The sequence below is a fragment of the Pseudomonas sp. NBRC 111131 genome, assembly GCF_001320525.1.
Lineage (GTDB): Bacteria > Pseudomonadota > Gammaproteobacteria > Pseudomonadales > Pseudomonadaceae > Aquipseudomonas > Aquipseudomonas ceruminis.
The window spans coordinates 105,275-131,165 of sequence record NZ_BCBH01000001.1 but is presented as its reverse complement, the minus strand read 5'-3'; the positions used below and the strand labels follow the sequence as shown (position 1 = coordinate 131,165).

General features: G+C 62.4%; 22 protein-coding genes. 17 read left to right on the top strand and 5 right to left on the bottom strand.

Translation table 11 applies throughout. From position 1 onward, the window contains the following. Nucleotides 1–51 precede the first annotated feature (51 nt). Both APH34_RS00600 and rhlB read left to right on the top strand, forming a co-directional pair. Nucleotides 52–708 carry an alpha/beta hydrolase gene (locus APH34_RS00600; protein WP_054899233.1) on the top strand — a complete coding sequence of 219 codons (657 nt, stop codon included), beginning with the start codon at nt 52–54 and terminating at the stop codon, nt 706–708. A gap of 101 nt (nt 709–809) precedes the next feature. Beyond that, a complete protein-coding gene (rhlB, locus tag APH34_RS00595; protein ID WP_054899232.1) occupies nt 810–2,270 on the top strand; it encodes an ATP-dependent RNA helicase RhlB in 1,461 nt (486 codons plus the stop codon). Between the two features lie 74 nt (nt 2,271–2,344). Here rhlB and moaE read toward each other — a convergent pair whose 3' ends face one another. The 5 genes from moaE to APH34_RS00570 form a co-directional block, all read right to left on the bottom strand. Next, nucleotides 2,345–2,791, bottom strand: coding sequence for a molybdopterin synthase catalytic subunit MoaE (gene moaE, locus APH34_RS00590; RefSeq protein ID WP_054899231.1), 447 nt, complete (start codon nt 2,789–2,791; stop codon nt 2,345–2,347). Nucleotides 2,792–2,793: 2 nt separating this feature from the next. Then, nucleotides 2,794–3,039, bottom strand: a complete 246-nt coding sequence (gene moaD / locus APH34_RS00585) for a molybdopterin converting factor subunit 1 (protein WP_054899230.1) — start codon at nt 3,037–3,039, stop codon at nt 2,794–2,796. After that, nucleotides 3,039–3,509 carry a cyclic pyranopterin monophosphate synthase MoaC gene (gene moaC / locus APH34_RS00580; protein ID WP_054899229.1) on the bottom strand — a complete coding sequence of 157 codons (471 nt, stop codon included), beginning with the start codon at nt 3,507–3,509 and terminating at the stop codon, nt 3,039–3,041. Before moaC ends, moaD begins: the two co-directional genes overlap by 1 nt. Nucleotides 3,510–3,647: 138 nt before the next feature. Further along, entirely contained in the window at nt 3,648–5,042 is a 1,395-nt protein-coding gene (locus APH34_RS00575; RefSeq protein ID WP_054899228.1) for a PhoH family protein, read from the bottom strand. 282 nt (nt 5,043–5,324) lie between these two features. Beyond that, a complete protein-coding gene (locus tag APH34_RS00570; RefSeq protein ID WP_054899227.1) occupies nt 5,325–6,452 on the bottom strand; it encodes a polysaccharide deacetylase family protein in 1,128 nt (375 codons plus the stop codon). A 136-nt stretch (nt 6,453–6,588) separates the two neighbouring features. On the opposite strand from APH34_RS00570, the gene yaaA reads away from it, so the two are divergent. From yaaA to APH34_RS00495, 15 genes are all read left to right on the top strand, one after another. Further along, entirely contained in the window at nt 6,589–7,368 is a 780-nt protein-coding gene (gene yaaA, locus APH34_RS00565; RefSeq protein WP_054899226.1) for a peroxide stress protein YaaA, read from the top strand. A gap of 943 nt (nt 7,369–8,311) precedes the next feature. Further along, the gene (locus APH34_RS00560) at nt 8,312–9,628 is read left to right on the top strand and encodes a nucleotide sugar dehydrogenase (RefSeq protein ID WP_054899225.1); all 1,317 of its coding nucleotides are present in this window, start codon (nt 8,312–8,314) and stop codon (nt 9,626–9,628) included. 69 nt (nt 9,629–9,697) lie between these two features. After that, the gene (locus tag APH34_RS00555) at nt 9,698–11,179 is read left to right on the top strand and encodes a glycosyltransferase family 2 protein (protein WP_082422703.1); all 1,482 of its coding nucleotides are present in this window, start codon (nt 9,698–9,700) and stop codon (nt 11,177–11,179) included. A gap of 37 nt (nt 11,180–11,216) precedes the next feature. Continuing rightward, the gene (locus APH34_RS00550) at nt 11,217–12,383 is read left to right on the top strand and encodes an alginate biosynthesis protein Alg44 (protein WP_054899223.1); all 1,167 of its coding nucleotides are present in this window, start codon (nt 11,217–11,219) and stop codon (nt 12,381–12,383) included. A gap of 12 nt (nt 12,384–12,395) precedes the next feature. Then, nucleotides 12,396–13,856 carry an alginate biosynthesis TPR repeat lipoprotein AlgK gene (gene algK, locus APH34_RS00545; protein WP_054899222.1) on the top strand — a complete coding sequence of 487 codons (1,461 nt, stop codon included), beginning with the start codon at nt 12,396–12,398 and terminating at the stop codon, nt 13,854–13,856. Further along, complete coding sequence (locus tag APH34_RS00540; RefSeq protein WP_054899221.1) at nt 13,853–15,331, top strand: alginate export family protein; 1,479 nt, start codon at nt 13,853–13,855, stop codon at nt 15,329–15,331. Before algK ends, APH34_RS00540 begins: the two co-directional genes overlap by 4 nt. A gap of 19 nt (nt 15,332–15,350) precedes the next feature. Further along, the gene (gene algG, locus APH34_RS00535) at nt 15,351–16,910 is read left to right on the top strand and encodes a mannuronan 5-epimerase AlgG (RefSeq protein ID WP_054899220.1); all 1,560 of its coding nucleotides are present in this window, start codon (nt 15,351–15,353) and stop codon (nt 16,908–16,910) included. 13 nt (nt 16,911–16,923) lie between these two features. Next, nucleotides 16,924–18,366, top strand: a complete 1,443-nt coding sequence (locus APH34_RS00530) for an alginate O-acetyltransferase (protein ID WP_054899219.1) — start codon at nt 16,924–16,926, stop codon at nt 18,364–18,366. A gap of 7 nt (nt 18,367–18,373) precedes the next feature. Further along, nucleotides 18,374–19,477, top strand: a complete 1,104-nt coding sequence (locus APH34_RS00525) for a mannuronate-specific alginate lyase (RefSeq protein ID WP_054899218.1) — start codon at nt 18,374–18,376, stop codon at nt 19,475–19,477. A 117-nt stretch (nt 19,478–19,594) separates the two neighbouring features. After that, nucleotides 19,595–21,052 carry an MBOAT family protein gene (locus tag APH34_RS00520; protein WP_054899217.1) on the top strand — a complete coding sequence of 486 codons (1,458 nt, stop codon included), beginning with the start codon at nt 19,595–19,597 and terminating at the stop codon, nt 21,050–21,052. A gap of 11 nt (nt 21,053–21,063) precedes the next feature. Beyond that, nucleotides 21,064–22,221 (top strand): alginate O-acetyltransferase, encoded by a 1,158-nt coding sequence (locus APH34_RS00515; protein ID WP_054899510.1) that lies wholly within the window; start codon nt 21,064–21,066, stop codon nt 22,219–22,221. A gap of 20 nt (nt 22,222–22,241) precedes the next feature. Next, the gene (locus APH34_RS00510; protein WP_054899216.1) at nt 22,242–22,889 is read left to right on the top strand and encodes an alginate O-acetyltransferase AlgF; all 648 of its coding nucleotides are present in this window, start codon (nt 22,242–22,244) and stop codon (nt 22,887–22,889) included. 37 nt (nt 22,890–22,926) lie between these two features. Further along, the gene (locus tag APH34_RS00505; RefSeq protein WP_054899215.1) at nt 22,927–24,381 is read left to right on the top strand and encodes a mannose-1-phosphate guanylyltransferase/mannose-6-phosphate isomerase; all 1,455 of its coding nucleotides are present in this window, start codon (nt 22,927–22,929) and stop codon (nt 24,379–24,381) included. Nucleotides 24,382–24,499: 118 nt separating this feature from the next. After that, nucleotides 24,500–24,964 (top strand): hypothetical protein, encoded by a 465-nt coding sequence (locus APH34_RS00500; RefSeq protein ID WP_054899214.1) that lies wholly within the window; start codon nt 24,500–24,502, stop codon nt 24,962–24,964. 63 nt (nt 24,965–25,027) lie between these two features. Next, nucleotides 25,028–25,852: an SDR family oxidoreductase gene (locus APH34_RS00495; RefSeq protein ID WP_054899213.1), complete on the top strand. Its 825-nt coding sequence runs from the start codon at nt 25,028–25,030 to the stop codon at nt 25,850–25,852. Nucleotides 25,853–25,891: the final 39 nt, after the last annotated feature.

Below are 25,891 nucleotides of genomic sequence, written 5' to 3'. Positions count from 1 at the left end.
GCCTCTTTTTTACGCACTTCAGAATAAAGCGCGCACACTTTCGGAGCAGTCATGACCAACCCGCTGATTCTCGAACCTCAGAAAACCGCAGACGCCTGTGTGATCTGGTTGCACGGCCTGGGCGCAGACCGTTACGACTTCCTACCGGTTGCCGAATTCATGCAAGAGCGTCTGCTCAGCACCCGGTTCATCATGCCCCAGGCACCCACCCGGCCGGTCACCATCAATGGCGGCTATGAAATGCCCAGCTGGTACGACATCAAGGCCATGTCCCCCGCTCGCGCCATCGATGAGGCGCAGTTGGAGCAATCGGCCGAGCAGATCATCGCCCTGATCGAAGCCGAGCAAGCCAAGGGTATCGACCTGGCGCGCATTTTCCTGGCCGGTTTCTCCCAAGGTGGCGCCGTGGTGCTGCACACCGCCTATATAAAGTGGCAGGCAGCGCTGGGTGGTGTGATCGCCCTGTCCACCTATGCACCGACCTTCAGCGAAACCCATCAACTGAGCGCCTGCCAGCAACGCACCCCGGCCCTGTGCCTGCATGGCGTGCACGACCCCGTGGTGATTCCGTCCATGGGCCGCACCGCCTTCGAGTACCTCAACAGCTGGGGTGTGGCCGCCCGCTGGCATGAATACCCGATGGAACATGAAGTGGCGGTCGAAGAGTTGAGCGACATCCACGACTGGCTGAGCAAGCAATTGCAATAAGCAGGGCTCGCCTGTAGTTGTGGGCGTATTCCGCTACGCCGCGCCCGGTTCTTGCATTACACTGCCGGGCGTACATTCCTTAACCAGTTGACGAGACGATCGTGCTCAAGGCACTCAAGAAAATATTCGGCAAGGGAGACGCCGCGCCTCAGGCCGCCGCTCCTGCTGCCAGCGTCACGCCGCCTGCGCCTGCCGCAGCACCCCTGGCTCAGCACGCGCCGCAGCACGACAAGCCGCGCACCCACACCGGCGACAAAACCCAAGCGCACGCCGCCGCGCCACATGCCGAAAAGCCGGCCAAGGACAAACCGCGCCGCGAACGCAAGCCCAAACCCCAGGCCAGCCTGTGGAAACCGGAAGACTTCGTCGTCGAACCGCAGGAAGGCAAGACCCGCTTCCATGACTTCAAGCTCTCCAACGAGCTGATGCACGCCATCCACGACCTGGGCTTCCCGTACTGCACGCCGATCCAGGCGCAGGTACTGGGTTACACCCTGCGCGGCAAAGATGCTATCGGCCGCGCCCAGACCGGCACCGGCAAGACTGCCGCGTTCCTTATCTCGATCATTTCCCAGTTGCAGCAAACGCCGCCGCCCAAGGAACGCTATATGGGCGAGCCGCGTGCACTGATCATCGCGCCGACCCGCGAGCTGGTGGTGCAGATCGCCAAGGACGCCGCTGCCCTGACCAAGTACAGCGGCCTGAACGTGATGAGTTTCGTCGGTGGCATGGACTTCGACAAGCAGCTCAAGGCCCTGGAAGCACGCCACTGCGACATCCTGGTGGCTACCCCAGGGCGACTGCTGGACTTCAACCAGCGCGGCGAAGTGCACCTGGACATGGTCGAGGTGATGGTGCTGGACGAAGCCGACCGCATGCTCGACATGGGTTTCATTCCCCAGGTACGGCAGATCATTCGCCAGACCCCGCCCAAGAGCGAACGCCAGACCCTGCTGTTTTCCGCCACCTTCACCGACGATGTGATGAACCTGGCCAAGCAGTGGACCACCGACCCGGCCATCGTCGAGATCGAGCCAGAGAACGTCGCCAGCGAAACCGTGGAACAGCACGTGTACGCGGTAGCCGGCAGCGACAAGTACAAGCTGCTGTACAACCTGGTAACCCAGAACAAGTGGGAACGGGTGATGGTGTTTGCCAACCGCAAGGACGAAGTGCGACGCATCGAGGAAAAGCTCGTGCGCGACGGTATCAATGCGGCCCAGCTGTCGGGCGACGTACCGCAGCACAAGCGGATCCGTACCCTTGAGAGCTTCCGTGAAGGCCGCATCACCGTACTGGTGGCCACCGACGTTGCGGGACGGGGCATTCACATCGACGGCATCAGCCACGTGATCAACTTCACCCTACCGGAAGACCCGGACGACTATGTGCACCGCATCGGCCGTACCGGCCGTGCCGGTACCAGCGGTGTGTCGATCAGCTTTGCCGGCGAGGATGACTCGTACCAGCTGCCCGCTATCGAAACCCTGCTGGGGCGCAAGATCAAGTGCGAGATGCCGCCGGATGAACTGCTGAAGCCGGTGCCGCGCAAGCATCACTGATGCAGCGTTGCTTTGCAGCCCAATCGCCGGCTTGCCGGCGATCCAGGGCTTGGCCCTGAAGAGCTACGCCTTCTCTACCATCGCCCCGCCGCTTCCTGATCGCTCTGCTTGCCTTCCACCCACCGCGGCCCCTCCTGGGTATTCTCCTTCTTCCAGAACGGCGCCCGGGTCTTCAAATAATCCATGATGAAGTTGCAGGCATCGAATGCTGCCTGCCGATGGGCGCTGGCCACACCGACGAACACAATCGGCTCGCCCGGCTCCAGCGCACCGATGCGGTGCAACACCTCAACCTTGAGCAAGGGCCAGCGCTGCTCGGCCTCGACCACGATCTTGGCCAGGGCTTTCTCGGTCATACCGGGGTAATGTTCGAGGAACATGCCCGCCACGTCCCGACCATCGTTGAAATCACGCACATAGCCGACAAAGCCGACCACGGCGCCCACGCCGACATTGGCGGCGTGCATGGCGTTGACCTCAAACCCCGGGTCGAACGTCGTTTCCTGCACTCGCACCGCCATCTTCAGCCTCCGGTTACCGGTGGGAAGAACGCCACCTCATCGCCTGTTTGCAGCGGCTCGTCGAGCCTGCACAGTTCCTCGTTGCGTGCGCACATCAGGTTCTGCTCGGCCAGCACCTCATACTGACCGCCTTTGGCCACCAGGGCCTGGCGCACATCGTCAACCACCTTGAAGTCACCGTCCAGGCGCTCGGCATCCACGCCGAGGCACTCGCGATAACGGGCGAAATACATCACTTTCACATTCATCACGCCTGCACCTTGTAGTGGCCGCTCTTGCCGCCTACCTTCTCCAGCAGGCGCACCTGCTCGATCACCATGCCCTTGTCCACGGCCTTGCACATGTCGTAGATCGTCAACGCGGCAACGCTGGCGGCGGTCAGTGCTTCCATCTCCACCCCGGTCTGCCCTGCCAGCTTGCAGCGGGCGACGATACGCACGGCATCTGCCCCCTCGGCGCTCAGCTCGACCTTGACGCTGGTCAGCATCAGCGGATGGCACAACGGGATCAGGTCACTGGTCTTCTTCGCCGCCTGGATCCCGGCAATGCGCGCCACGGCGAACACATCGCCCTTGGGATGTTCGCCGTCGACGATCATCTGCAGGGTCTGCGGCAACATGCGCACCCGCGCCTCGGCAGTGGCCTCGCGCTCGGTCACGGCTTTTTCAGTGACGTCGACCATGTTGGCCCGCCCCTGGGAATCAAGATGTGTCAGCACTGCTCTGCTCCTGTGAAGGGAACCCAAAGTGTAAACCTGTGGGTCAGGTTTGAGCAGCGGAATGTACTGGCAGTGGTGACCTCTTCGCGGGTCGAACCCCTAACGAGGCCGGGCGGCGCACCGCCCGGCTCGAAAGGTTTACAGATGCGACTCGGCGTACTCGGCCAGCACCGAGCGGGGCACGCCCTGCAGGGTGATGTGCACGCCATGGGGGAAGTCCTTGAAGCGCTCGGTCAGATAAGTCAGGCCCGAGCTGGTCGCGGACAGGTAGGGGGTGTCGATCTGCGCCAGGTTGCCCAGGCAGACCACCTTGGAGCCAGAGCCGGCACGGGTGATGATGGTTTTCATCTGGTGCGGCGTCAGGTTTTGGCACTCGTCGATCAGGATCAGGCTTTGCTGGAAGCTGCGGCCACGGATGTAGTTCAACGACTTGAACTGCAGCGGTACCCGCTCGAGGATGTATTCGACGCTGCCATGGGTGCTTTCATCATCCATGTGCAAGGCTTCGAGGTTGTCGGTGATGGCGCCCAGCCAAGGCTCCATCTTCTCCGCCTCGGTGCCCGGCAGGAAGCCGATCTCCTGGTCCAGCCCCTGTACGCTACGGGTGGCGATGATTCGCCGATAGCGCTTGCTGACCATGGTCTGTTCGATCGCCGCGGCCAAGGCCAGGATGGTCTTGCCGGAACCGGCGGCACCGGTCAGGTTGACCAGGTGGATATCCGGGTCGAGCAGGGCGAACAGCGCCAGGCTCTGATGGATGTCCCGCGGCTTCAGCCCCCAGGCCTCCTGGTGCAGCAGCGGCTCCTGGTGCAGGTCGAGCAGCAGCAACTCGTCGTTGCGTATGCCCTTGATCCAGCCAACGAACCCTTGCTCATCGATGATGAACTCGTTGACGTGCACCGCCGGCAGGTTGTCGATCAATTGCACACGATGCCAGGTGCGGCCACGCTCCTGGCGGGTATCGACCTTGCTAACCCGGTCCCAGAACGAGCCGGAGACTGAGTGGTAGCCCTTGGACAGCAGCGACACGTCATCCACCAACTGGTCGGTGCTGTAGTCCTCGGCCGCGATACCACAGGCGCGCGCCTTCAGGCGCATGTTGATGTCTTTGGTGACCAGCACCACGTCCAGGTCGGTGCGCTTGGCCCGCAGTTCCAGCAACTGGTTGATGATGATGTTGTCGTTGAGGGTTTCCGGGAGCAGCTTGTTCGGTTCGTTGCGCGGGCTCATCAGGATCGACAGGAAGCCTTTGGGCCCACTCTTGTTACGTTGGATCGGCACGCCCTGCTCGACATCGCTGGGCGAAGCGTCACCGAGGGTCTGGTCGATCAGGCGGATGGCCTGGCGACATTCGGCGGCGATGGTCTGTTTACCGGTCTTGAGCTTGTCGAGTTCCTCCAGCACCGTCATCGGAATGGCGACGTGGTGCTCCTCGAAGTTGAGCAAAGCGTTGGGGTCGTGAATCAGGACGTTGGTATCGAGCACATAGAGGATTGGCTTGCTGGAGGAAGGGTTGCGTCCTTGGTCATCCATACTCGGGTCACCTTATGTCGAAGCCACACGGCGCGGTCTGCTGCGCCGCAGAGTGACTGCCGTTCTCCCCGTATCCGCGTTGCTACGGGCGGGAAGTGAACCTGGCAAGGTGGGCCTGGATGACGCCACCTGTGCTGCAGGAATCGGCTGTCTGGTTTCTTCATACAGCAAAAACGATGACTAAAAAAAGCATTTTTACGTGCTGGTGAAGTTTATTTTTCCGATTGACGAACAGCCCTTGGCGCTCGGGCCAGACGGGACTACAGTCAGAAGTCAGACCCGCTATTCGTGCGCGGCATATTCGTGGCAATCCTCCCAACCGATACCGCTCTGGGCGGTGTTGCGCAGCAGCCATTCGACCGCCGTCTGCGCCTTGGGCAGGGCATCATGGAACTGGATCACCCCCTTGCGCCACAGCAGCATCAAGGTCACCACCCGCTGGGCCGAGGCCTCAGCCGTCAGCGGGCCATCATCCTGTCCATCTATATCCCATAGCGACACCTGCAGCTGCTGGCTGGCCATGAACGCCTCGCCATCGGCCCGGCGCTGTCCGTAGGGGGGGCGGAACAGCGGCACGTACTGCTCAGGCAGGTCTGCCTGGACCCGCGCCTGGCTGCGCTTGAGCGAATCCTGCCAGCCCTGCCATTGCGCATGGGAGCGGTACTCCCAGCCTTGTATACCCACGCACTGCCCGCGGTAGAGCTCGCCCAGGGCGTTGCCAGGCGCGGCGTCGCGGCGCTGCTGCAAGCGGTTGCCCAACACGAAGAAGGTGCCCTGCATCTTCTGCTTGCGCAGATAGGCCGTGAGCGTATCGGTGGTCCCCCCCTCAGGCCCAGGCCCCCCCACGAACGAGAGCAGGAACATACGGTCGTTCAATTCGTCGCCGTTGCGTTCACGGTTGGACAGCCGTTCAACCTCACTGCTGATCTGCGGCAACACCGCTGCCTTGCGCAACTGCTCATTCAGATAGCGCACATGAAACTGGTGGCTGGGCTCGATCCAGCCGGTGTAAAACGTGCCGACATCAGCGGCGAACGTAGCTGCTTTTGTGCGCAGATCAGCCATGGATTCGACCAGATAGCAGAACGAGGCATCCTGCTCGCAGCTGCGCTGCGCCTGCTGGTAACCCTGCCACAGCCGCTGCCACATGCGCGCCCGCAGGGCCCGTATCTTCTGTAGGTTGATCTGTCGCAAGCCCAGGCGAGCCGCCAGTGCACCGTCATCAAGCAGCTCGCTTTCATGCAATACCCGGGCAAATGAAAGAATCTCCGCGCGCGAGGCGACATCGAACAGCGCTGGGCTGTCCAGTTGCTCCGGCCACAGGCTGCGGTCGAGGCTGGCCGGGGGAACAGGGGCAGCCTGGACGACCCAGCTCAACAACGAGGCCAGCAAAGCAGCGGCAATGCGCACGATCGGTCTCTCCGTGACAACGAAACGCGCACTATAGCGCCTGCTTCGGCGATGGTCTGTGACTATTGTCGTCATAGTTTGGCGTTCCCCTCCCCGATCCGTAGAATCCCCGGCAACCATTCCAGGAGCCGACCCGATGCTGACGGTGATTTCCCCCGCCAAGACCCTCGATTACGACACCAAACCGGTGACCGAGCGTTTCACCCTGCCCCAGTACCTGGACGACTCCCAGGAACTGATCGTGCAACTGCGCGAACTGTCACCTGCACAGATCAGCGAGCTGATGCACCTGTCGGACAAGCTGGCCGGCCTTAACGCCGCACGCTTCGGCAGTTGGACCCCGGACTTCACCCCGGCCAACGCCAAGCAGGCATTGCTGGCCTTCAAAGGTGATGTGTACACCGGCCTGGATGCAGAAACCCTGGGCGAAGACGACTTCACCTATGCCCAACAGCACCTGCGCATGCTGTCCGGCCTCTATGGCCTGCTGCGCCCACTCGACTTGATGCAGCCCTACCGCCTCGAAATGGGCACCAAACTGGCCAACGCCCGCGGCAAGGATTTGTATGCCTTCTGGGGTACGCGCATCAGCGAATGGCTGAACCAGGCCTTGGCCGAACAGGGTGACGACGTGTTGCTGAACCTGGCCAGCAATGAGTACTTCAGCGCGGTGAAACGCAGCGCCTTGAAGGCTCGGGTGATCAACGTCGACTTCAAGGACTACAAGAACGGCCAATACAAGATCATCAGCTTCTATGCCAAGAAAGCCCGGGGCATGATGAGCCGCTTCGTGATCGAGCAGCGCATCAATGACCCGGAGCAACTCAAGGCATTTGCTGTGCAGGGCTACTACTACAGTGCAGAGCAGTCCAAACCTGATCACCTGGTGTTTTTGCGCGACCAGCCTGCCGATTGATTGCCCAAGCCGCGGTAGCCAGCTTGGGGGAGCATTCAGGCCCCTGGGTTGCGCTATCGCGCCCGCAAGCGCTCCGCGCTTTGTAGCTATTCGATCTTGCGAACAAGCTTTTCTACGGTGCTCAGCCCAACGCTTGCCCAATCGAGCGCCTTCCTCCTTCCCCCCTGCTAACGCGGCCAACGCTGCAGGCAAACCGCCTTCACTACAGCCTGCAAACCGCGAACCATAGCGCCACCATGCCAAACAAATGGCGCCACAAAACCGTCAACCCTATCTTTATCGCCAAACGTCATAAGACCGTTCGTACTTTTTTGACGAATTTTGAAAAAATTTTTTCGATGCTGGCATTAAAACATCCCGCTTCACGCTCGCCCTTTATACACAGGGGTAAAAGACCTGCGTGCTATCAATATGAAAGTATTTGCCACTGAAAAATTATTTAGAAATCTTTCATGGAGGCCGAACCCACCCAGGAACTTCTCCTATGACCTATCGCTCATAGTGCCGTAACGAATTTCATGCACTCACGGTGTGAGAGATGACTTACAGATGACAACCGGCAGGTATCAAACACCCGCCCCAACAACTTCTACAGGTGCCACAGGTTCCCCTGAACGCCCTGTCCATGCAGGAGAGTCGCGCCCCCTTTAACTCGTCCTAGTGGTTGATTTCAAAGGGTTTTTCCACTTGAAAAAACAAGCACAGCAACGCGCCAAGTAGCGCATTGCAATGAAGACGGCTGCATTTCAGGGCACGCCTTTAAATAAACGGCTAATAACTGCCTACTTTGAGTGCATAACGTTGTGCGCTCCAGATTTATTCATGCCTGCGCGCGGTGAAGTGTGCATTCGCCAGGGAGCCGTGCGCCTTAAAACTGTTGTTAATCAATCCGGTCCGGCTCTTCCCGGAAGAGCTGGCGTGATAAACACATGAGGTGATAGCGATGCGTATCAGCATCTTTGGTTTGGGTTATGTGGGTGCGGTCTGTGCAGGTTGCCTGACGGCGCGAGGTCATGACGTGATCGGTGTGGACGTGTCCCGCACCAAAATCGACCTGATCAACCAGGGCAAGTCGCCCATCGTCGAACCTGGCCTGGAAGCACTGCTGCAACAAGGCATCGCCAACGGCCGGCTGCGCGGCACCACCGATTTCGCCGAAGCCATCCGCGCCAGCGACGTATCGATGATCTGCGTCGGCACCCCCAGCAAGAAAAACGGCGACCTGGGGCTGGAGTACATCGAATCGGTGTGCCGCGAAATCGGGTATGTGCTGCGTGACACCACCCGCCGCCACACCATCGTGGTGCGCAGCACCGTGCTGCCAGGCACGGTCAAGAACGTGGTCATCCCGATTCTCGAAGATTGCTCGGGCAAAAAGGCCGGTATCGACTTCGGCGTGGCCGTCAACCCTGAGTTCCTGCGTGAAAGTACCGCGATCAAGGACTACGACCACCCACCGATGACCGTCATTGGCGAACTGGACAGCGCCAGCGGCGATGTGCTGCAAAGCCTGTACGAAGAACTCGATGCACCGGTGATCCGCAAGCCCATCGAAGTCGCCGAGATGATCAAGTACACCTGCAACGTCTGGCACGCCACCAAGGTCACCTTCGCCAACGAAATCGGCAACATCGCCAAGGCGGTCGGTGTCGACGGCCGCGATGTGATGGACGTGGTCTGCCAGGACAAGGTACTGAACCTGTCGCAGTACTACATGCGCCCAGGTTTTGCCTTCGGCGGCTCGTGCTTGCCCAAGGATGTACGCGCCCTCACCTACCGCGCCGCCAGCCTCGACGTGCGGGCACCGCTGCTCGATTCGCTGATGCGCAGCAACGAGTCGCAGGTGCAGAACGCCTTCGAACTGATCGAAGCGCACGACAAGCGCAAGGTGGCCCTGCTTGGCCTGAGCTTCAAGGCCGGCACCGATGACCTGCGTGAAAGCCCGCTGGTGGAACTGGCCGAGCGCCTGATCGGCAAGGGCTATCAACTGGACATCTACGACGAGAACGTCGAGTACGCCCGCGTTCACGGGGCCAACAAAGAGTACATCGAGTCGAAGATCCCGCACGTTTCCTCACTGCTCAACGCCAACTTCCAGAAGGTCATCGACAACGCCGACATCATCGTCCTGGGCAACCGCGACGAGCAGTTCCGTGCGCTTGCCGAGCACGCGCCGGCCGGCAAGCAAGTGATTGACCTGGTCGGTTTCATGGGCAAGACCACCTGCCCGACCAGCCGAACCGAAGGCATCTGCTGGTAAGCCCTCGGCCGGGCAGCGCAGGCCACCCTGCGCTGCCCTTCCTTCAAGAATTCTCGACGGATGCTGAACATGCAAAGGCTGCAGAACGTGCTGTTGCAGTGCGCCGGTTGGTTGCTCTACATGAGTTTGCTCATGCTGATCGCCCTGGCCTTGCCGGCCGACATCTTCGACTCGCAGTCGAAGCACTTCATCTTCCTGGTCGGCGCCGTCGGCATCTGGCGCTACTCCATGGGCGCCACCCATTTCATCCGCGGCATGATCTTCCTGTACGGGGTGTACCCGTACCTGCGCCGCAAGGTGCAGAAAATGGGCGAGACCGCAGCGCCATCGCACGTCTACCTGATGGTCACCAGCTTCCGTATCGAAGCCCTGACCACAGCCCAGGTCTACAGCTCGGTGATCCGCGAGGCGATCGACTGTGGCTACCCGACCACCGTGGTCTGCTCGCTCGTGGAAATGTCCGATGAGCTGCTGGTGAAAAGCCTGTGGGCCAAGTACAACCCGCCAGCCCACGTAAAGCTCGACATCGTGCGCATTGCCGGTACCGGCAAGCGCGACGGCCTGGCCTATGGTTTTCGCGCCATCTCGCGGATGCTACCGGACGACAATGCCGTGGTGGCGGTGATCGACGGCGACACCGTGCTGGCCGAAGGCGTGGTTCGCAAGACGGTACCGTGGTTCAAGCTGTACCCCAACGTGGGTGGCCTGACCACCAACGAGTTCTGCGAAGTGCGTGGCGGCTACATCATGAGCGAGTGGCACAAGCTGCGCTTCGCCCAGCGTCACATCAACATGTGCTCAATGGCCCTGTCCAAGCGTGTGCTGACCATGACCGGGCGCATGTCGATGTTCCGCGCCAGCGTCGTGACCAACCCCGAATTCATCGCCGACGTCGAAAGTGACTCGCTGATGCACTGGCGCCTGGGCCGTTTCAAGTTCCTCACCGGCGACGACAAGTCCAGCTGGTTCAGCCTGATGCGCCTGGGCTACGACACGTTCTACGTGCCGGACGCCGCCATCAACACCGTCGAGCACCCGCCGGAGAAGAGCTTCCTCAAGGCCAGCCGCAAGCTGATGTACCGCTGGTACGGCAACAACCTGCGGCAGAACTCGCGCGCGCTGGGCCTGGGCATGCGGCGCCTGGGTGTGTTCACCAGCATCGTGCTGTTCGACCAACGGGTGTCGATGTGGACCAGCCTGCTGGGCCTGACCGTGGCCGTGATTGCCAGCCTCAAGTTCGGCCTGGGCTTTTTGCTGGTGTACCTGCTGTGGATCGGCATTACCCGCCTGATCCTCACCATCATGCTGCTGTGCTCGGGGCACAGCGTCGGCCCGGCCTACCCGCTGATCCTCTATTACAACCAGATCGTCGGCGCGCTGATGAAGATCTACGTGTTCTTCCGCCTCGACAAGCAGTCCTGGACCCGCCAACCGACTGCCCTCAAGCGTGACCTCGCCAGTTTTCAACAATGGTTCAACACCTGGTCCTCGCGGACCATGACCTTCTCGGCTGCCAGCATCTTCGTCGCTGTGCTGTTCATGGTCGTGTGAGCCCAACCCGGATCGGAACTAACAGGAACAAACCATCATGAATACCGCCGTGAACGTCAATGTCGTGCATGAGTCCGAAGCCCAGCGCCAACATGCGCGGGTGCGCATCCCGGCCAAGCTGCGCTTCCTCGATGCCAAGCGACAAGCCCACGAAGTGAAGGTCGACGACCTGTCCGCGGGTGGCCTGAGCTTCCATACCCAACAGCAGCTGTCGGTTGGCGAAGTACTGCGCGGGCGCCTGCAGTTCGTGGTCGACAACCTTGGCCTGTCGATGGACATCGAGTTCCAGGTACGCTCCTACAACACCAGCAACGGCCGTACCGGTGCGCAGTTCCAGAACCTTGAACCCCGCGACATCGCCACCCTGCGCCACATCATCACCAGCCACCTGTCAGGCGAGCTGATCAGCATTGGCGATGTGCTCAGCACCCTGCAGCGCGACAACTTCACCAAGGCACGCAAGCAGAAGGACGGCGGTTCCGGCCTGTCCGCCTTCGGCCGCCTCAAGGCGGTGACCGTAACCCTCGGCGTGTTCGTGGTCGGCGTGGCCGCGTTCGGCTTCGTCGCCAAGTCGCTGTACGGCATGTATTTCGTCAGCCATGCCGAGGCCGGTGTGGTCGCGGTACCGACTACCAGCGTCACCATGCCCCGTGACGGCACCGTCAGCAGCCTGGTGCAGAGCGGTGGCCAGGTGGTGAAAGGTGCGCCGCTTGCCAGCTTCAGCACCAGCATGCTGGACATGCTCAAAGGCCACCTGGACGACTCGCAGCTGGAGCCGGCCAAGGTCGAGGAACTGTTCGGCAAGCAGCTCTCCGGCACCCTCACCAGCCCCTGCGATTGCGTGGTCGCCCGCCAACTGGTGGACGACGGCCAGTATGCCGCCAAGGGCCAGCCGATTTTCCAGCTGATCCCGCGCACCACTAACCCGATGATCGAGGCACGCTTCAGCTACCGCCAGTTCGACGAAGTCAAGCCAGGCACCCGGGTCAACTTCCAGGTGGCCGGCGAAGACGAAGTGCGCACCGGCCAGATCGTCAGCAGCGCCAGCCTGGACGGCGAGAACCTCGCCTCGGACATTCGCGTGCAGATCAAACCCAACAGCGGCCTGCCCGCTGAACTGGCCGGGCGCCCGGCGTCGGTCAACAGCGACCGTGGCCCCTCCTTCAACTGGCTGATCGACAAAGCCATGGCCCGTGGCCTTTAAGAGGACAAGTCGATGACGAGCAGACAACGCGGTACCTGTCGGCAAGCCGGCGCCCACAGGGTTCGTGTAAACCTTGGACTGTGCGCGTTGACCGCCGCGATGGTGCTGGCCGGCTGTGCGGGTCTGCCCGACCAGCGTTTGGCCAACGAGGCCCTCAAGCGCGGTGACACCGCGCTGGCCGAGCGCAACTACAAGGCCCTGGCCGACCTGGGCTACAGCGACGCGCAGGTAGGCTTGGCCGATATCAAGGTTTCCAGCGGTGACCCGGCGCAATTCAAGGAAGCGGAAGCCACCTACCGGGCCGCTGCCGCCACCTCGCCCCGCGCCCAGGTGCGCCTTGGCCGCCTGCTGGTGGCCAAGCCAGACAGCACCCAGGCCGAACGCGAAGAGGCCGAGATGCTGCTCAAGCTCGCCGCCGAGCAGGGCGAGAACAAGACCCTGATCCCGTTGGCAATGCTCTACCTGCTGTATCCGCAGAGCTTCCCCAAGGTCAATGCGCAGCAGCAGATCGATCAGTGGCGCACCGCCGGCTACCCCGAAGCGGGCCTGGCGCAGATTCTGCTCTATCGCACCCAAGGCACCTACGACCAGCACCTGGACAACGTCGAGCAGCTCTGCAAGCAAGCCTTAAGCACCCTGGACGTGTGCTATGCCGAGCTTGCCACCGTCTATCAAAAGCGCGGCCAGGCCGAGCAGCAGGCAGCCCTGCTGCAACAGCTGAAATCCGCCTATGCCCGCGGCACCGTACCGGCCACACGGGTCGACAGCGTGGCCCGTGTGCTGGCCGACCGCAGCCTGGGCCAGACTGACGAAAAAACCGCCAAGGACCTGCTCGAGCACATCGCCCCGGCCAACCCCGCGTCCTGGGTCAGCCTGGCGCAACTGCTCTATGACTTCCCCGAGCTGGGCGACACGGACCAGTTGATGGCTTACATCGACAAGGGCCGCGAAGCCGAACAGCCCCGCGCCGAACTGCTGCTGGGGCGCCTCTACTACGAAGGCAAGAGCGTCCCGGCCGATGCCCAGAAGGCCCAGCAGCATCTGCAGGCTGCCGCCGATGCCGGTGAAGTCAGTGCCGACTACTACCTCGGCCAGTTGTACCGCCGTGGCTACCTGGGCGACGTCGAGCCGCAGAAAGCCGTCGACCACCTGCTCAGCGCGGCGCGCGGTGGCCAGAACAGCGCCGACTACGCCCTCGCCCAGTTGTTCAGCGAAGGCCATGGCATCCGCCCCGAACCTACCAACGCCTGGGTGTTCGCCCAACTGTCGCAGGTCAACCCGACCCCGCAATCGGCCGAGCTGCTGCAGCAACTCGACCAACAACTGACGCCCGAACAGCGCAGCCAGGCCCAGAACCTGCTGGCGCAAGAAAGACAAGCCCGCGGCAGCATGGCCCAAGGTGGCCGCAGCACCCTGGCACTCGATGCCCTGCAAGACGAAGACCCTGAAGTAGACGGTGAGGACTCGCTATGACGCTCAACCCCTTCGTGAAAGCCGGCATAGGCCTGAGCTTCGCCCTGCTGTGGTCGTGCCCGACGCTGGCCGACATCACCGCCCAGAAAAACTTCGGCATGGAGGTGAAAATCACCGGCCAGTCCGAAGACGACCGCGACCTCGGTACCCGCCCCGGTGGTGACGTCAACGGGCTGGGCCTGGACCTGCGCCCCTGGGTGTACGGCGAGCGCGGCAACTGGAGCGCTTATGCCATGGGTCAAGCCGTCGCCGCCACCGACACCATCGAAACCGACACCCTGCGCCAGAACGACGACGGCACGACCACTGATACCGGTGACGACAGCCGCAAGCCGGACAAAAGCTACCTGGCCATGCGCGAGTTCTGGGTCGGCTACAGCGGCCTCACGCAGTACCCCGGCGAACAACTGCGCCTGGGTCGCCAGCGCCTGCGCAGTGACGATGGCATGTGGCGCGACACCAACATCGAAGCGCTCAACTGGACCTTCGACACCACCCTGCTCAAGGCCGACCTTGGGGTGGCCCAGCGCTTCAGCGAATACCGTACCGACCTGACCGAACTGGCCCCCGAAGACAAGGACCGCACGCATGTCTACGGTAACGTCGCCACGCAATGGACGCCCGGCCACTGGGTCGGCCTGCGAGCCCACCACACCCATGACAGCGGCAGCCTCAAAAGCCCCGGCGAAACCATCGATGCGCTCGACAAGACCCGCACAGGCGACCTCACCTGGCTGGGTCTTGAAGCCAACAGCGACGCCTACAACTGGCGCAACGACCATACCGTCAACTACTGGGGCAGCCTGACCTGGCTGACCGGTGACCGCGACACGCTCAGCAGCCAGCAGGTCGGCGACGACCAGGTGGCCACCGGCAAGCAGAGCGGCAACGTCAACGCCTGGGCCACGGACCTGGGCATCCGCCTGCGCCTGGACCCCAACTGGCAGGTCGGCGCGGCCTACGCCCGTGGCAGCGGCGGCGGTGGCGACGACGGTTCGAACAACTTCGAGCAGACCGGCCTGGAGAGCAACCGCTCCAACTTCACCGGTACCCGTTCGCGCGTGCACCGCTTCGGCGAAGCCTTCCGCGGCGAGCTCGGCAACCTGCAGGCAGCCACCCTGTTTGCCTCGTGGCAACTGCGCGAGGACTACGACGCCAGCTTCATCTACCACAAGTTCTGGCGGGTCGACGGCGCGCAGAACATTGGCTCCAGTGGGATCAACGCGGCGGTCAACGACAACGGCGTGAACCGCCCGCTGATCAATGGCGAAAAAGACCTCGGCCAGGAAATGGACGTGGTCGTTACCAAGTACTTCAAACAAGGCCTGCTGCCGGCCTCGATGAGCCAGGCGATCGACGAGCCGTCCGCGCTGGTGCGCCTGCGCGCCGGTGTGTTCAAGCCCGGCGACGCCTATGGCAAGGAAGCGGATTCATACATGCACCGCGCCTTCGTCGACGTGATCTGGCGCTTCTGAGGCCGGGAGAGGACCTGCAATGAACCTTCACCCGCACTTACGTCACAGCCTGTTGGCCAGCGCCTTGCTGCTGGCTTCGGGCCTGGCCGCCGCCGCAGAGCCTGCGGTGGTCGCCAAGGAGCTGCAGCAGGCCAAGACCTACACCGTGTCCAGCGCGCCGACCGAGCCGCTGCACATGGACCCGCCCAAGCTCCCCGATTTGAGCGGCTACACCGCCGAGGCCGTGCAGCAGAAAATCGACCGCAGCCACAAGGGCAAGGTCAGCGTGCGCCGCATGCTGCAGGAAGAGTCGCTCAAGGAGTTCATCGGCGGCGACAACAAGGCCGCCGAGTGGGTGCAGCGCCAGCACGGCATCCCCCAGGCGATCTTCGTCGACGACGGCCATGTCGACCTGGTCGAACTGAGTAAAAAGGTGCCCAGGCAGTACCTCAGCGAAGTGCAGCCGGGCGTGTACCTGGCACGGCTGCCGATCGTGATCGGGCAGAAGGGCATCCTCGAGATCGACGGCAAGGTCAAGCAGCTGCGCCTGTCCCAGGAAGGTGGCTCGTTTCTGGTCAACGACGGCAAGCTGTTCATCAGTGACACGCAGGTGACCGGCTGGCGCGAAAAGGACAACGGGCCGGCAACCTTCCGCTCGCCCAAGGAGTTCCGCCCGTTTCTGTTGTCATGGGGCGGCACCGAGACCTACATCGTCAACACCCGGATGGCCAGCTTCGGCTACGCCAAGTCCAAGTCGTATGGCGTGAGCATTTCGCAGTACACGCCGAACATGGCCAAGCGCATGGGCCGCCCTGAGCCGACGGGCTGGATCATCGGCTCGCAGTTCAGCGACATGTGGTACGGCTTCTACTGCTACGAAACCCAGGATTTCGTGGTCAAGGACAACACCTACCGCGACAACATCGTCTACGGCATCGACCCGCACGACCGCTCGCATCGGCTGATCATCGCCGGTAATACGGTCCACGGCACCAAGAAGAAGCACGGGATCATCGTCTCGCGGGAGGTCAACGACAGCTGGATCATCAACAACAAGAGCTACGACAACAAGCTCTCGGGCGTGGTGATCGACCGTAACAGCGTCAACAACCTGGTCGCCTACAACGAGATCTACCGCAACCACACCGACGGCATCACCCTGTACGAAAGCGGCGACAACCTGATCTGGGGCAACAAGCTGATCAACAACCGCCGCCACGGCATCCGCGTGCGCAACAGCGTGAACATCCGCCTGTACGAAAACATCGCCATGGCCAACGGCCTGGTCGGCGTTTATGGACACATCAAGGACCTGTCCGACACGGACCGCGACATCGCCCTCGACCCGTTCGACACCAAGGTTTCGCTGATCGTGGTGGGCGGTGAGCTGGCAGCCAACGGCTCCGGGCCACTGTCGATCGACTCGCCGCTGTCGGTGGAGCTGTACAAGGTCTCCATGCTCGCCCCGCGCAAGGCCAACGGCATCAGCCTCAATGGCGTGCTTGGCGAGCGCCAGGAGGAAATCCTCGACCTGCTGGTGCGCCAGCAGAAGGCCGTGCTGATCGACCCGGTCGAACGCCAGACCGAAATGATCGATTAAGGAAGCCCCGACCATGACCCCACACCTGATGAAACTGCTGGGCCTGTCCGCCGCCCTCCTGGCCATCGGCCAGGCCGTGCGCGCCGACGAAGTGAAGGCCCCAACCTTCAGCGCCGAGCCTTGCTGCCAGCTGTGCCCCGAAGCGCATGACCCCAGCCGCTACACCACACGCTATCAACAGAACTTCACCACCTTGGTGCAGGCCCAGGGTGACTGGCTGTTCCGTACCCGCGAAGACCTGCGCACCGAGTTCAATACCACGCCCGCCGGCTACAAGCGTCTGCAGCAGGTGCACGACGCGTTCAAGAAGCGCGGCGTGGAACTGGTGGTGGTGTACCAGCCCACCCGTGGCTTGGTGAACCGCAACATGCTCAAGCCGGACGAGAAAGCCGCTTTCGACTACCAGAAGGCCTTGGGCAACTACCAGGCCATGCTCAAACGCTTCGCCAGCATGGGCTACAACGTGCCCGACCTGTCGCCGCTGACCAACGAACAGTTGGCCGCCGCCGACCAGGGCAAGGATTTCTACTTCCGTGGCGACCAGCACTGGACGCCATACGGCGCCGAGCGCGCGGCCAGGATCGTGGCCGACACCGTGCACAAGATGCCGGCCTTCGAGGGCGTCCCGCGCAAGGCATTCGAAACCCGCAAGTCCGGGCGCATGGGCAAGACCGGCACCTTGCACAACGTCGCTGGCCAGCTGTGCGGCACCAGCTATGCGGTGCAGTACATGGACCAGTTCGCCACCGAACCGAAAGGTTCGAGCGGCGGCGGCGATGACCTGTTCGGTGACAGCGGCAATGCACAGATCACCCTGGTCGGTACCAGCCACAGCGGCAAGAACTACAACTTCTCGGGCTTCCTGGAGCAATACATCGGTGCCGACGTGCTCAATGTCGCCTTCCCCGGCGGCGGCCTGGAGGGCTCGATGATCCAGTACCTGGGCAGCGAGGAATTCCAGAACAACCCGCCGAAGATCCTCATCTGGGAGTTCTCCCCGCTGTACCGCCTGGACCAGGAAACCATCTGGCGGCAAATCCTCGGCCTGCTCGACGATGGCTGTGATGCGCGCCCGGCGTTGATGAGCGCCAGCAGCACCCTCAAGCCTGGCAAGAACGAGCTGATGGTCAATGGCAAGGGCGGCGTGATCAAAGACCTGATCAACCGCAACCTGCAAATGGACGTCAAGTTCGAGGACCCGTCGGTGAAAGTGCTGCAGGCCACCTTGTGGTACCTCAACGGCCGCCACGAAGACATCAAGCTCGAGAAGCCGGAAACCTCCGACACCGACGGCCGCTTCGTTTTCCAGATGCGCGAGGACGAGGACTGGGCCAGCCAGAACCTGTTGGCCTTCGAGGTTCAGGGGCCGGAAAAAGGCACCCAGAAGGTCGAGGCCAAACTCTGCAAACGCAACAACTTCGTCGTGCCTGCGCAAACAGCGCAGGCCGGCCAGTGAGGCGACCATGACTGCATTCAAGCGAATCTTCAGCCCTGCCCTGCTCACCCTGGCGTTGTTTGGCGGCGCCGCGCAGGCCGCGCTGGTCCCCCCTCAGGGGTACTACGAGGGCATCGAACAGTTCAAGACCAGCGATGGCAAGTTCCGCTGTGAGCCCGCGCCCAAGCCCTACACCGGAGCACTGCAATTTCGCAGCAAGTACGAAGGCTCGGACAAGGCACGGGCAACCCTGAACCTCGACTCGGAACAGGCCTTCCGCGACTCCACCAAAGACATCACGACCCTTGAGCGTGGCGTGGCCAAGATGGTCAACCAGTACATGCGCGACGGCCGCCCGGCCCAGCTCGACTGTACCCTGACCTGGCTCGGAACCTGGGCGCGGGCCGATGCCTTGATGTCTACCAACTACAACCACACCGGCAAATCCATGCGCAAATGGGCCCTGGGTAGCATGAGCGGCTCCTGGCTACGCCTGAAGTTCTCCAACTCGCAGCCGCTGGCTGCGCACCGGGATGAAGCGCAGTTGATCGAAAAATGGTTCGCCCACCTCGCCGAACAGACCGTGCGCGACTGGAGCAACCTACCGTTGGCGAAGATCAACAACCACAGCTATTGGGCAGCCTGGTCGGTGATGGCCACCGCCGTGGCCACCGACCGCCGCGACCTGTTCGACTGGGCGGTGAAGGAATACAAGGTCGGCGCCAATCAGGTCGATGACCAAGGTTTTTTGCCCAACGAAGTCAAACGCAAGCAACGCGCCCTGGCCTACCACAACTATGCCCTGCCGCCGTTGGCGATGATCGCCAGCTTCGCCAAGGCCAATGGTGTGGACCTGCGCAGCGAAAACAACTTCGCCCTGCAGCGCCTGGGTGAAGGCGTGCTGGCCGGCGCCCGCGACCCCCGCCTGTTCGCTGCCCGCGCGGGTGAAAAACAAGACATGAAGGACCTCAAGGTCGACAGCAAGTACGCCTGGCTCGAGCCGTGGTGCGCGCTGTACCAGTGCGTCGGCGACACGCTCGAGCGCAAGCATGGGATGCAGCCATTCGACAGCTTCCGGCTGGGCGGCAACCTGACCCGGGTCTATGACCCGAGCGCGGCTTCGAAGAAATAACGCCAAACCCTGTGGGAGCCGGCTCCCACAGGAATACGAGGTGCCTTCCGGTTCTTGGACTGGGGGGTCTGGGGGGCGTTTTGCCCTGGATGCTGTGAACCATTTAGGAGAACCGGGATGGTCTTCTCGTCCAACGTGTTCCTGTTCCTGTTCTTGCCGATCTTTCTCGGCCTGTACTACCTGAGCGGGCAACGCTATCGCAACCTGCTGCTGCTGATCGCCAGCTACATTTTCTACGCCTGGTGGCGCGTGGACTTTCTCGCCCTGTTCGCCGGCGTCACCCTGTGGAACTACTGGATCGGCCTCAAAGTCGGTGCCGCCGGGGTTCGTACCAAGCCAGCCCAGCGCTGGCTGCTGCTGGGCGTAGGCGTGGACCTGGCGATCCTTGGTTATTTCAAGTACGCCAACTTCGGCATCGACAGCCTCAACGCGATCATCACCTCGTTTGGCCTGGAGCCGTTCATCCTCACCCACGTGTTGCTGCCGATCGGTATCTCGTTCTACATCTTCGAATCGATCAGCTACATCATCGACGTGTACCGCGGCGATACCCCAGCAACGCGCAACCTGATCGACTTTGCAGCGTTCGTGGCGATTTTCCCGCACCTGATCGCCGGCCCCGTGCTGCGCTTCAAGGACCTGGTCGACCAGTTCAACAACCGTACCCACACCCTGGACAAGTTCTCCGAAGGCTGCACCCGGTTCATGCAGGGCTTCATCAAGAAAGTGTTCATCGCCGACACCCTGGCGGTGGTCGCCGACCATTGCTTCGCCCTGCAACACCCCACCACCGGTGACGCGTGGCTAGGCGCCCTGGCCTACACCGCACAGCTGTACTTCGACTTCTCCGGCTACAGCGACATGGCCATCGGCCTGGGCCTGATGATGGGCTTTCGCTTCATGGAGAACTTCAAGCAGCCCTATATCAGCCAGTCGATCACCGAGTTCTGGCGCCGCTGGCACATCAGCCTGTCGACCTGGCTGCGCGACTACCTGTACATCACCCTGGGCGGCAACCGCAAAGGTACCTTCAACACCTACCGCAACCTGTTCCTGACCATGCTGCTGGGCGGGCTGTGGCACGGCGCCAACTTCACCTACATTCTCTGGGGCGCCTGGCACGGCGTGTGGCTGGCCATCGAGCGGGCGCTAGGCATCGACACCAACCCGCAACGCTTCAACCCGGTCAAATGGGCCTTCACCTTCCTGCTGGTGGTGGTTGGCTGGGTAATCTTCCGCGCCGAGAACCTGACCGTGGCCGGCCGCATGTATGGCGCCATGTTCAGCTTTGGCCAGTGGCAACTTTCCGAACTCAACCGCGCCCAGCTGACCGGGCTGCAGGTCGCCACCCTGGTCATCGCCTACCTCACCCTGGCGTTTTTTGGCCTGCGTGACTTCTACCGCAACGCCAAACCCACGCCCACAGCCACCCCGGTGCAGGTCAACAGCGACGGCTCGATAGGCCTGGACTGGGCTCGGGTCATGACCCGCGCCCTGATCCTGCTGCTGTTCGTGGCTTCGATTCTCAAGCTTTCGGCGCAGAGCTACTCGCCGTTCCTCTACTTCCAGTTCTGAGGTTGATGACCATGACCCGGACATTACGCATCACTTACTCCCTGTCGTTTCTCGGCCTGCTGGTAGGCATGGGCGTCTGGTCCACTGGCGGTCTGCAAAGCTTCCAGCGTACCGAGCAGATGACCCTGCTCAACGGCAAGCTGGCCAAGGCCGCCGAAACCCATTACGACGACCAGTTCCCGATCAAACGCCTGGGCACCAACCTCTGGGCTGCCCTGGACTTCAAGCTGTTCAACGAAGGCCGTCCGGGCGTGGTGCTTGGCCGCGACCAGTGGCTGTTCAGTGATGAAGAATTCAAACCTGCTGCCGGCGCCGACCAACTGATGCAGGAGAACCTGGCGCTGATCCGTGGCGTGCGCGACACCCTGCAAAAGCACGGTAGTCAGCTGGTACTGGCGATCATCCCGGCCAAGGCGCGGGTCTACGCCGAGTACATCGGCAAGGAACGGCCCGCCAGTTTGCACGATGACCTGTACAACCAGTTCCACGCCCAGGCGCGTCAGGCCAACGTGTTCGCCCCTGACCTGATGGCATCGCTGGAACAGGCCAAGGCACGTGGCCAGGTATTCCTGCGCACCGACACCCACTGGACGCCGATGGGTGCTGAAGTCGCCGCGCAAGCGTTGGCCGAGGCGGTCAGCCGCCAAAGCCTGCTTAATGGCGACCCGCAGACCTTCATCACTGAAGCGGGCAACACAGCGCCGTACAAAGGCGACCTGACCAACTTCCTGCCACTCGACCCGCTGTTCAGCAACCTGTTGCCGACTCCGGACAATCTGCAACAGCGCACCACACACCCAGCCGAGGCCAACGGCGATGCCGGCGACGCGCTGTTCGCCGACAGCCAGATCCCAGTCGCCCTGGTCGGCACCAGCTACAGCGCCAACCCGCACTGGAACTTCCTCGGTGCTTTGCAGCAGGCGCTGCGCAGCGATGTCGCCAACTACGCCGAAGACGGCCACGGCCCGTTGCTGCCGATGCTCAAGTACCTGCAAAGCGATGCTTTCAAGAACGCCGCACCCCAGGTGGTGGTGTGGGAATTCCCCGAGCGTTATCTGCCAATGAAAAACGACCTCAGCAGCTTCGATCCGCACTGGATCGCGCAACTGAAAAACTCCCGAAAACCCGAAGAAAACCTGGCCCTGTCGTCCAATCGGACGGACCACTGAACGTAGAGAGGAACACGCACATGACTACCAAGACTTCCATTGCCAAAGCCCTCACCCTCGCGGCCGGCCTTTCTCTGGCTTCGATGCAGGCCTTCGCCGGGGCCGACGCCGCGCTGTACGGCCCGACCGCACCGAAAGGCTCGACTTTCGTGCGCCTGTACAACGCAGCTGGCAGCCCGGCGGCTGCCAGCGTCGGCAACACGCAGATCAAACAGGTCGGCGCCCAGGCCAGCAGCGACTTCAGCTTCCTGCCAGGTGGTGACTACACCGCCCAAGTGGGTGGCAAGAGCGTGCCGGTCAAGCTGGCCTCGGACAAGTACTACACCCTGGTCAACAGCAGCAGCGGCAACCCGCAGTTGATCGAAGAGCCGCCGTTCAAGAACAAGCAGAAAGCCCTGGTCCGCGTGCAGAACCTGAGCGATCAGTCGCTGACCCTGAAGACCGCTGACGGCAAGACCGAAGTGGTCACGCCGGTAGCCGCCAAAGGCCGTGGCGAACGGGAGATCAACCCGGTCAAGGTCAACCTGGCCCTGTACGCAGGCGACAAGAAGGTCAGCGACGTCAAACCTGTCGCCCTGGAGCGTGGCGAAGCCGCCGTGCTGTACGTCACCGGCAGCGGCAACAGCCTGTCACCGGTCTGGGTCACCCGCCCTGTGTCCACTCACTGATCCCCTGCCTCGTTAACGACCTTATTGGAGAAACAACATGATCCCGGTAATTCTTTCTGGTGGTAGCGGTTCGCGTCTATGGCCGCTGTCGCGCAAGCAGTTCCCCAAGCAGTTTCTGGCGCTGACCGGCGAGCACACGCTGTTCCAGCAAACCCTCGAGCGCCTGGCGTTCGAAGGCATGGACGCGCCCATCGTGGTCTGCAACAAAGACCACAAGTTCATCGTTCAGGAACAGCTCGCGGCCCTGCAGCTCGAAACCCAGGCCATCCTGATGGAGCCATTTGGCCGCAACACCGCCCCCGCCGTGGCGATGACCGCCATGAAGCTGGTCAACGAAGGCCGCGACGATTTGATGCTGGTGCTGCCGGCCGACCACGTCATCGATGACCAGAAGGCGCTGCAACGCGCCTTGGCCTTGGCCACCGTTGCCGCCGAGCGAGGCGAGATGGTGCTGTTTGGCGTACCGGCAACCAAGCCTGAAACCGGCTATGGCTACATTCGCTCCAGCCAGGACGCCCTGCTGCCCGAAGGCGTGGCCCGGGTCGCGCAGTTTGTCGAGAAGCCTGACGAAAAACGTGCCGCCGAGTTCGTCCGGGCCGGTGGCTACTTCTGGAACAGCGGCATGTTCCTGTTCCGCGCAAGCCGCTTCCTCGAAGAGCTGAAAAAGCACGACACCGACATCTACGACACCTGCGTCCTGGCCTTGGAGCGCAGCCAGCAAGACGGCGATGTGCTGAGCATCGATGAAGCCACCTTCGCCTGCTGCCCGGACAATTCCATCGACTATGCGGTGATGGAGAAGACCCAGCGCGCCTGTGTGGTGCCGATGACCGCTGGCTGGAGCGACGTGGGGTGCTGGTCTTCGCTGTGGGAGGTGCACGAGAAGGACGCCGACGGCAACGTCACCAAGGGCGATGTGGTGGTACAGGACAGCCGCAACTGCATGATCCACGGCAATGGCAAGCTGGTGTCGGTGATCGGCCTGGAGAACATCGTCGTGGTCGAAACCAAGGACGCGATGATGATTGCCCACAAGGACAAGGTCCAGGGCGTCAAGCAGATGGTCAAGACGTTGGACGCGCAAGGCCGCAGCGAAACCCAGAACCACTTGGAAGTGTATCGTCCGTGGGGCTCGTACGACTCGGTGGACATGGGTGGCCGATTCCAGGTCAAGCACATCACTGTCAAGCCGGGCGCCAGCCTGTCGCTGCAGATGCACCATCACCGCGCCGAGCACTGGATCGTGGTGTCGGGCACGGCCGAGGTGACCTGTGACGAGAATGTGTTCCTGCTTACCGAAAACCAGTCGACCTACATCCCGATCGCCTCGATCCACCGCCTGCGCAACCCAGGCAAGATCCCGCTGGAGATCATCGAGGTGCAGTCGGGCAGCTATCTGGGCGAAGATGATATCGAGCGTTTCGAGGATGTGTATGGACGCACCTCCACACCGGTGGAGCGAGGGGTTTCGGTGAAGACCATCGCGCAGTAAGCAGCGCCCTGGGGCCGCGTTGCGGCCCATTGCCGGCAAGCCAGCTTGCCGGCAATTGGAGGGCGCCAGCCCTCCCTGCTACGATGGTCGGACCGCCCAATCTAGGTCTGCACGCCCCATGATCATCGGAGCCCTGCTCATCCTCACCTGGCTGGTGCTGCTGCTACGGTACCCGGCCAAAGCCCTGCCGATCTCCCTGGCGGCCGCCTGTGGCCTGGCCCTGGTAGCCCTGCTTGTGATCTGGCAGGACAGCCGCGAAGCCTCTCAACTGGCGCGTCTGGACCTGCGTCTGACCTATGCCCCCGAGCAATGCCCGGCCGACCGCGCCCTGCGCGTGCGCATGAAAAATGGCAACAAAGCGCCGCTGACCGAACTGCGTTGGCGGGTGGGCGCCTATGCGCCGGGCGATACCGTCAACCTTGCCGAAAACACCTACAGCGCACCGCGCTATCGTGGGCCCGGTGAGCTGCAGCCTGGCGCTGAATGGCAGGATTGCCTGCCATTGCCGCCACTGAGGTCCGGGTATCGGCCGCAGACACTGGAGTTTCGTGCCGAGCATCTGCAAGGCACCTTCGCCAATTGATCCGGTGCCCCGTGAAGAGGCAGCACAGACACCACCTTTAACTCAGACCCAAGGCCCTCCCCCATGCCCACCGTCCTGATCACCGGTTGTTCCAGCGGCATCGGCCGCGCTTTGGCCGACGCCTTCCGCGATGCCGGCCACGATGTCTGGGCCACTGCCCGCAAAGCCGAAGACGTCGAGCGCCTGGCCACTGCCGGGTTCATCGCCCGCCAGCTGGATGTCAATGACGGCGCGGCCCTGGTACGCCTGGCCGAGGAGCTGCAAACGCACCAGGGCCGCCTTGACATCCTCATCAACAACGCAGGCTACGGCGCCATGGGCCCGTTGCTCGATGGCGGCGTGGACGCCCTGCGCCCACAGTTCGAAACCAATGTCTTCGCCGTGGTCGGCGTTACCCGCGCACTGTTCCCGCTGCTACGCCGCTCACGCGGCCTGGTGGTGAATATCGGCAGCGTCTCCGGCGTACTGGTCACGCCATTCGCCGGTGCCTACTGCGCCTCGAAGGCCGCAGTACATGCCCTGAGCGACGCCTTGCGCCTGGAACTGGCGCCCTTCGGTGTGCAGGTGATGCAAGTTCAGCCGGGGGCGATTGCTTCGCAGTTTGCCAGCAATGCCCAGCGCCAGGCCGAGCAGGTGCTGGCGGCGGACTCGCCATGGTGGCCGTTGCGTGAGCAGGTGCAGGCGCGGGCGCGGGCTTCACAGGACAAGCCGACGTCGGCGGCGGTATTTGCCCAAGGGGTGCTGGCGGCGGTCAGCAAGCCGTCAGTGCCAGCGGTGCTGCGGTTGGGGAATGGCAGCACAGCCTTGCCGTTGATGGCCCGGTTGCTGCCGCGGCGGTTGCTGGATTGGGCGTTGCGCAAGCGCTTTGGCCTACTGCGTCCCCTCTGAGTTTTCGACTGCCGGTATCGACCCCTTCGCGGCAACGCC

Coding starts and splice junctions, on each gene's coding strand:
- APH34_RS00600 (WP_054899233.1), top strand. CDS start 52: ATGACCAACCCGCTGATTCTCGAACCTCAGAAAACCGCAGACGCCTGT.
- moaE (WP_054899231.1), bottom strand. CDS start 2,791: ATGGCGGTGCGAGTGCAGGAAACGACGTTCGACCCGGGGTTTGAGGTC.
- moaD (WP_054899230.1), bottom strand. CDS start 3,039: ATGAATGTGAAAGTGATGTATTTCGCCCGTTATCGCGAGTGCCTCGGC.
- APH34_RS00575 (WP_054899228.1), bottom strand. CDS start 5,042: ATGGATGACCAAGGACGCAACCCTTCCTCCAGCAAGCCAATCCTCTAT.
- yaaA (WP_054899226.1), top strand. CDS start 6,589: ATGCTGACGGTGATTTCCCCCGCCAAGACCCTCGATTACGACACCAAA.
- APH34_RS00560 (WP_054899225.1), top strand. CDS start 8,312: ATGCGTATCAGCATCTTTGGTTTGGGTTATGTGGGTGCGGTCTGTGCA.
- APH34_RS00555 (WP_082422703.1), top strand. CDS start 9,698: ATGCAAAGGCTGCAGAACGTGCTGTTGCAGTGCGCCGGTTGGTTGCTC.
- APH34_RS00550 (WP_054899223.1), top strand. CDS start 11,217: ATGAATACCGCCGTGAACGTCAATGTCGTGCATGAGTCCGAAGCCCAG.
- algK (WP_054899222.1), top strand. CDS start 12,396: ATGACGAGCAGACAACGCGGTACCTGTCGGCAAGCCGGCGCCCACAGG.
- APH34_RS00540 (WP_054899221.1), top strand. CDS start 13,853: ATGACGCTCAACCCCTTCGTGAAAGCCGGCATAGGCCTGAGCTTCGCC.
- algG (WP_054899220.1), top strand. CDS start 15,351: ATGAACCTTCACCCGCACTTACGTCACAGCCTGTTGGCCAGCGCCTTG.
- APH34_RS00530 (WP_054899219.1), top strand. CDS start 16,924: ATGACCCCACACCTGATGAAACTGCTGGGCCTGTCCGCCGCCCTCCTG.
- APH34_RS00525 (WP_054899218.1), top strand. CDS start 18,374: ATGACTGCATTCAAGCGAATCTTCAGCCCTGCCCTGCTCACCCTGGCG.
- APH34_RS00520 (WP_054899217.1), top strand. CDS start 19,595: ATGGTCTTCTCGTCCAACGTGTTCCTGTTCCTGTTCTTGCCGATCTTT.
- APH34_RS00515 (WP_054899510.1), top strand. CDS start 21,064: ATGACCCGGACATTACGCATCACTTACTCCCTGTCGTTTCTCGGCCTG.
- APH34_RS00510 (WP_054899216.1), top strand. CDS start 22,242: ATGACTACCAAGACTTCCATTGCCAAAGCCCTCACCCTCGCGGCCGGC.
- APH34_RS00505 (WP_054899215.1), top strand. CDS start 22,927: ATGATCCCGGTAATTCTTTCTGGTGGTAGCGGTTCGCGTCTATGGCCG.
- APH34_RS00500 (WP_054899214.1), top strand. CDS start 24,500: ATGATCATCGGAGCCCTGCTCATCCTCACCTGGCTGGTGCTGCTGCTA.
- APH34_RS00495 (WP_054899213.1), top strand. CDS start 25,028: ATGCCCACCGTCCTGATCACCGGTTGTTCCAGCGGCATCGGCCGCGCT.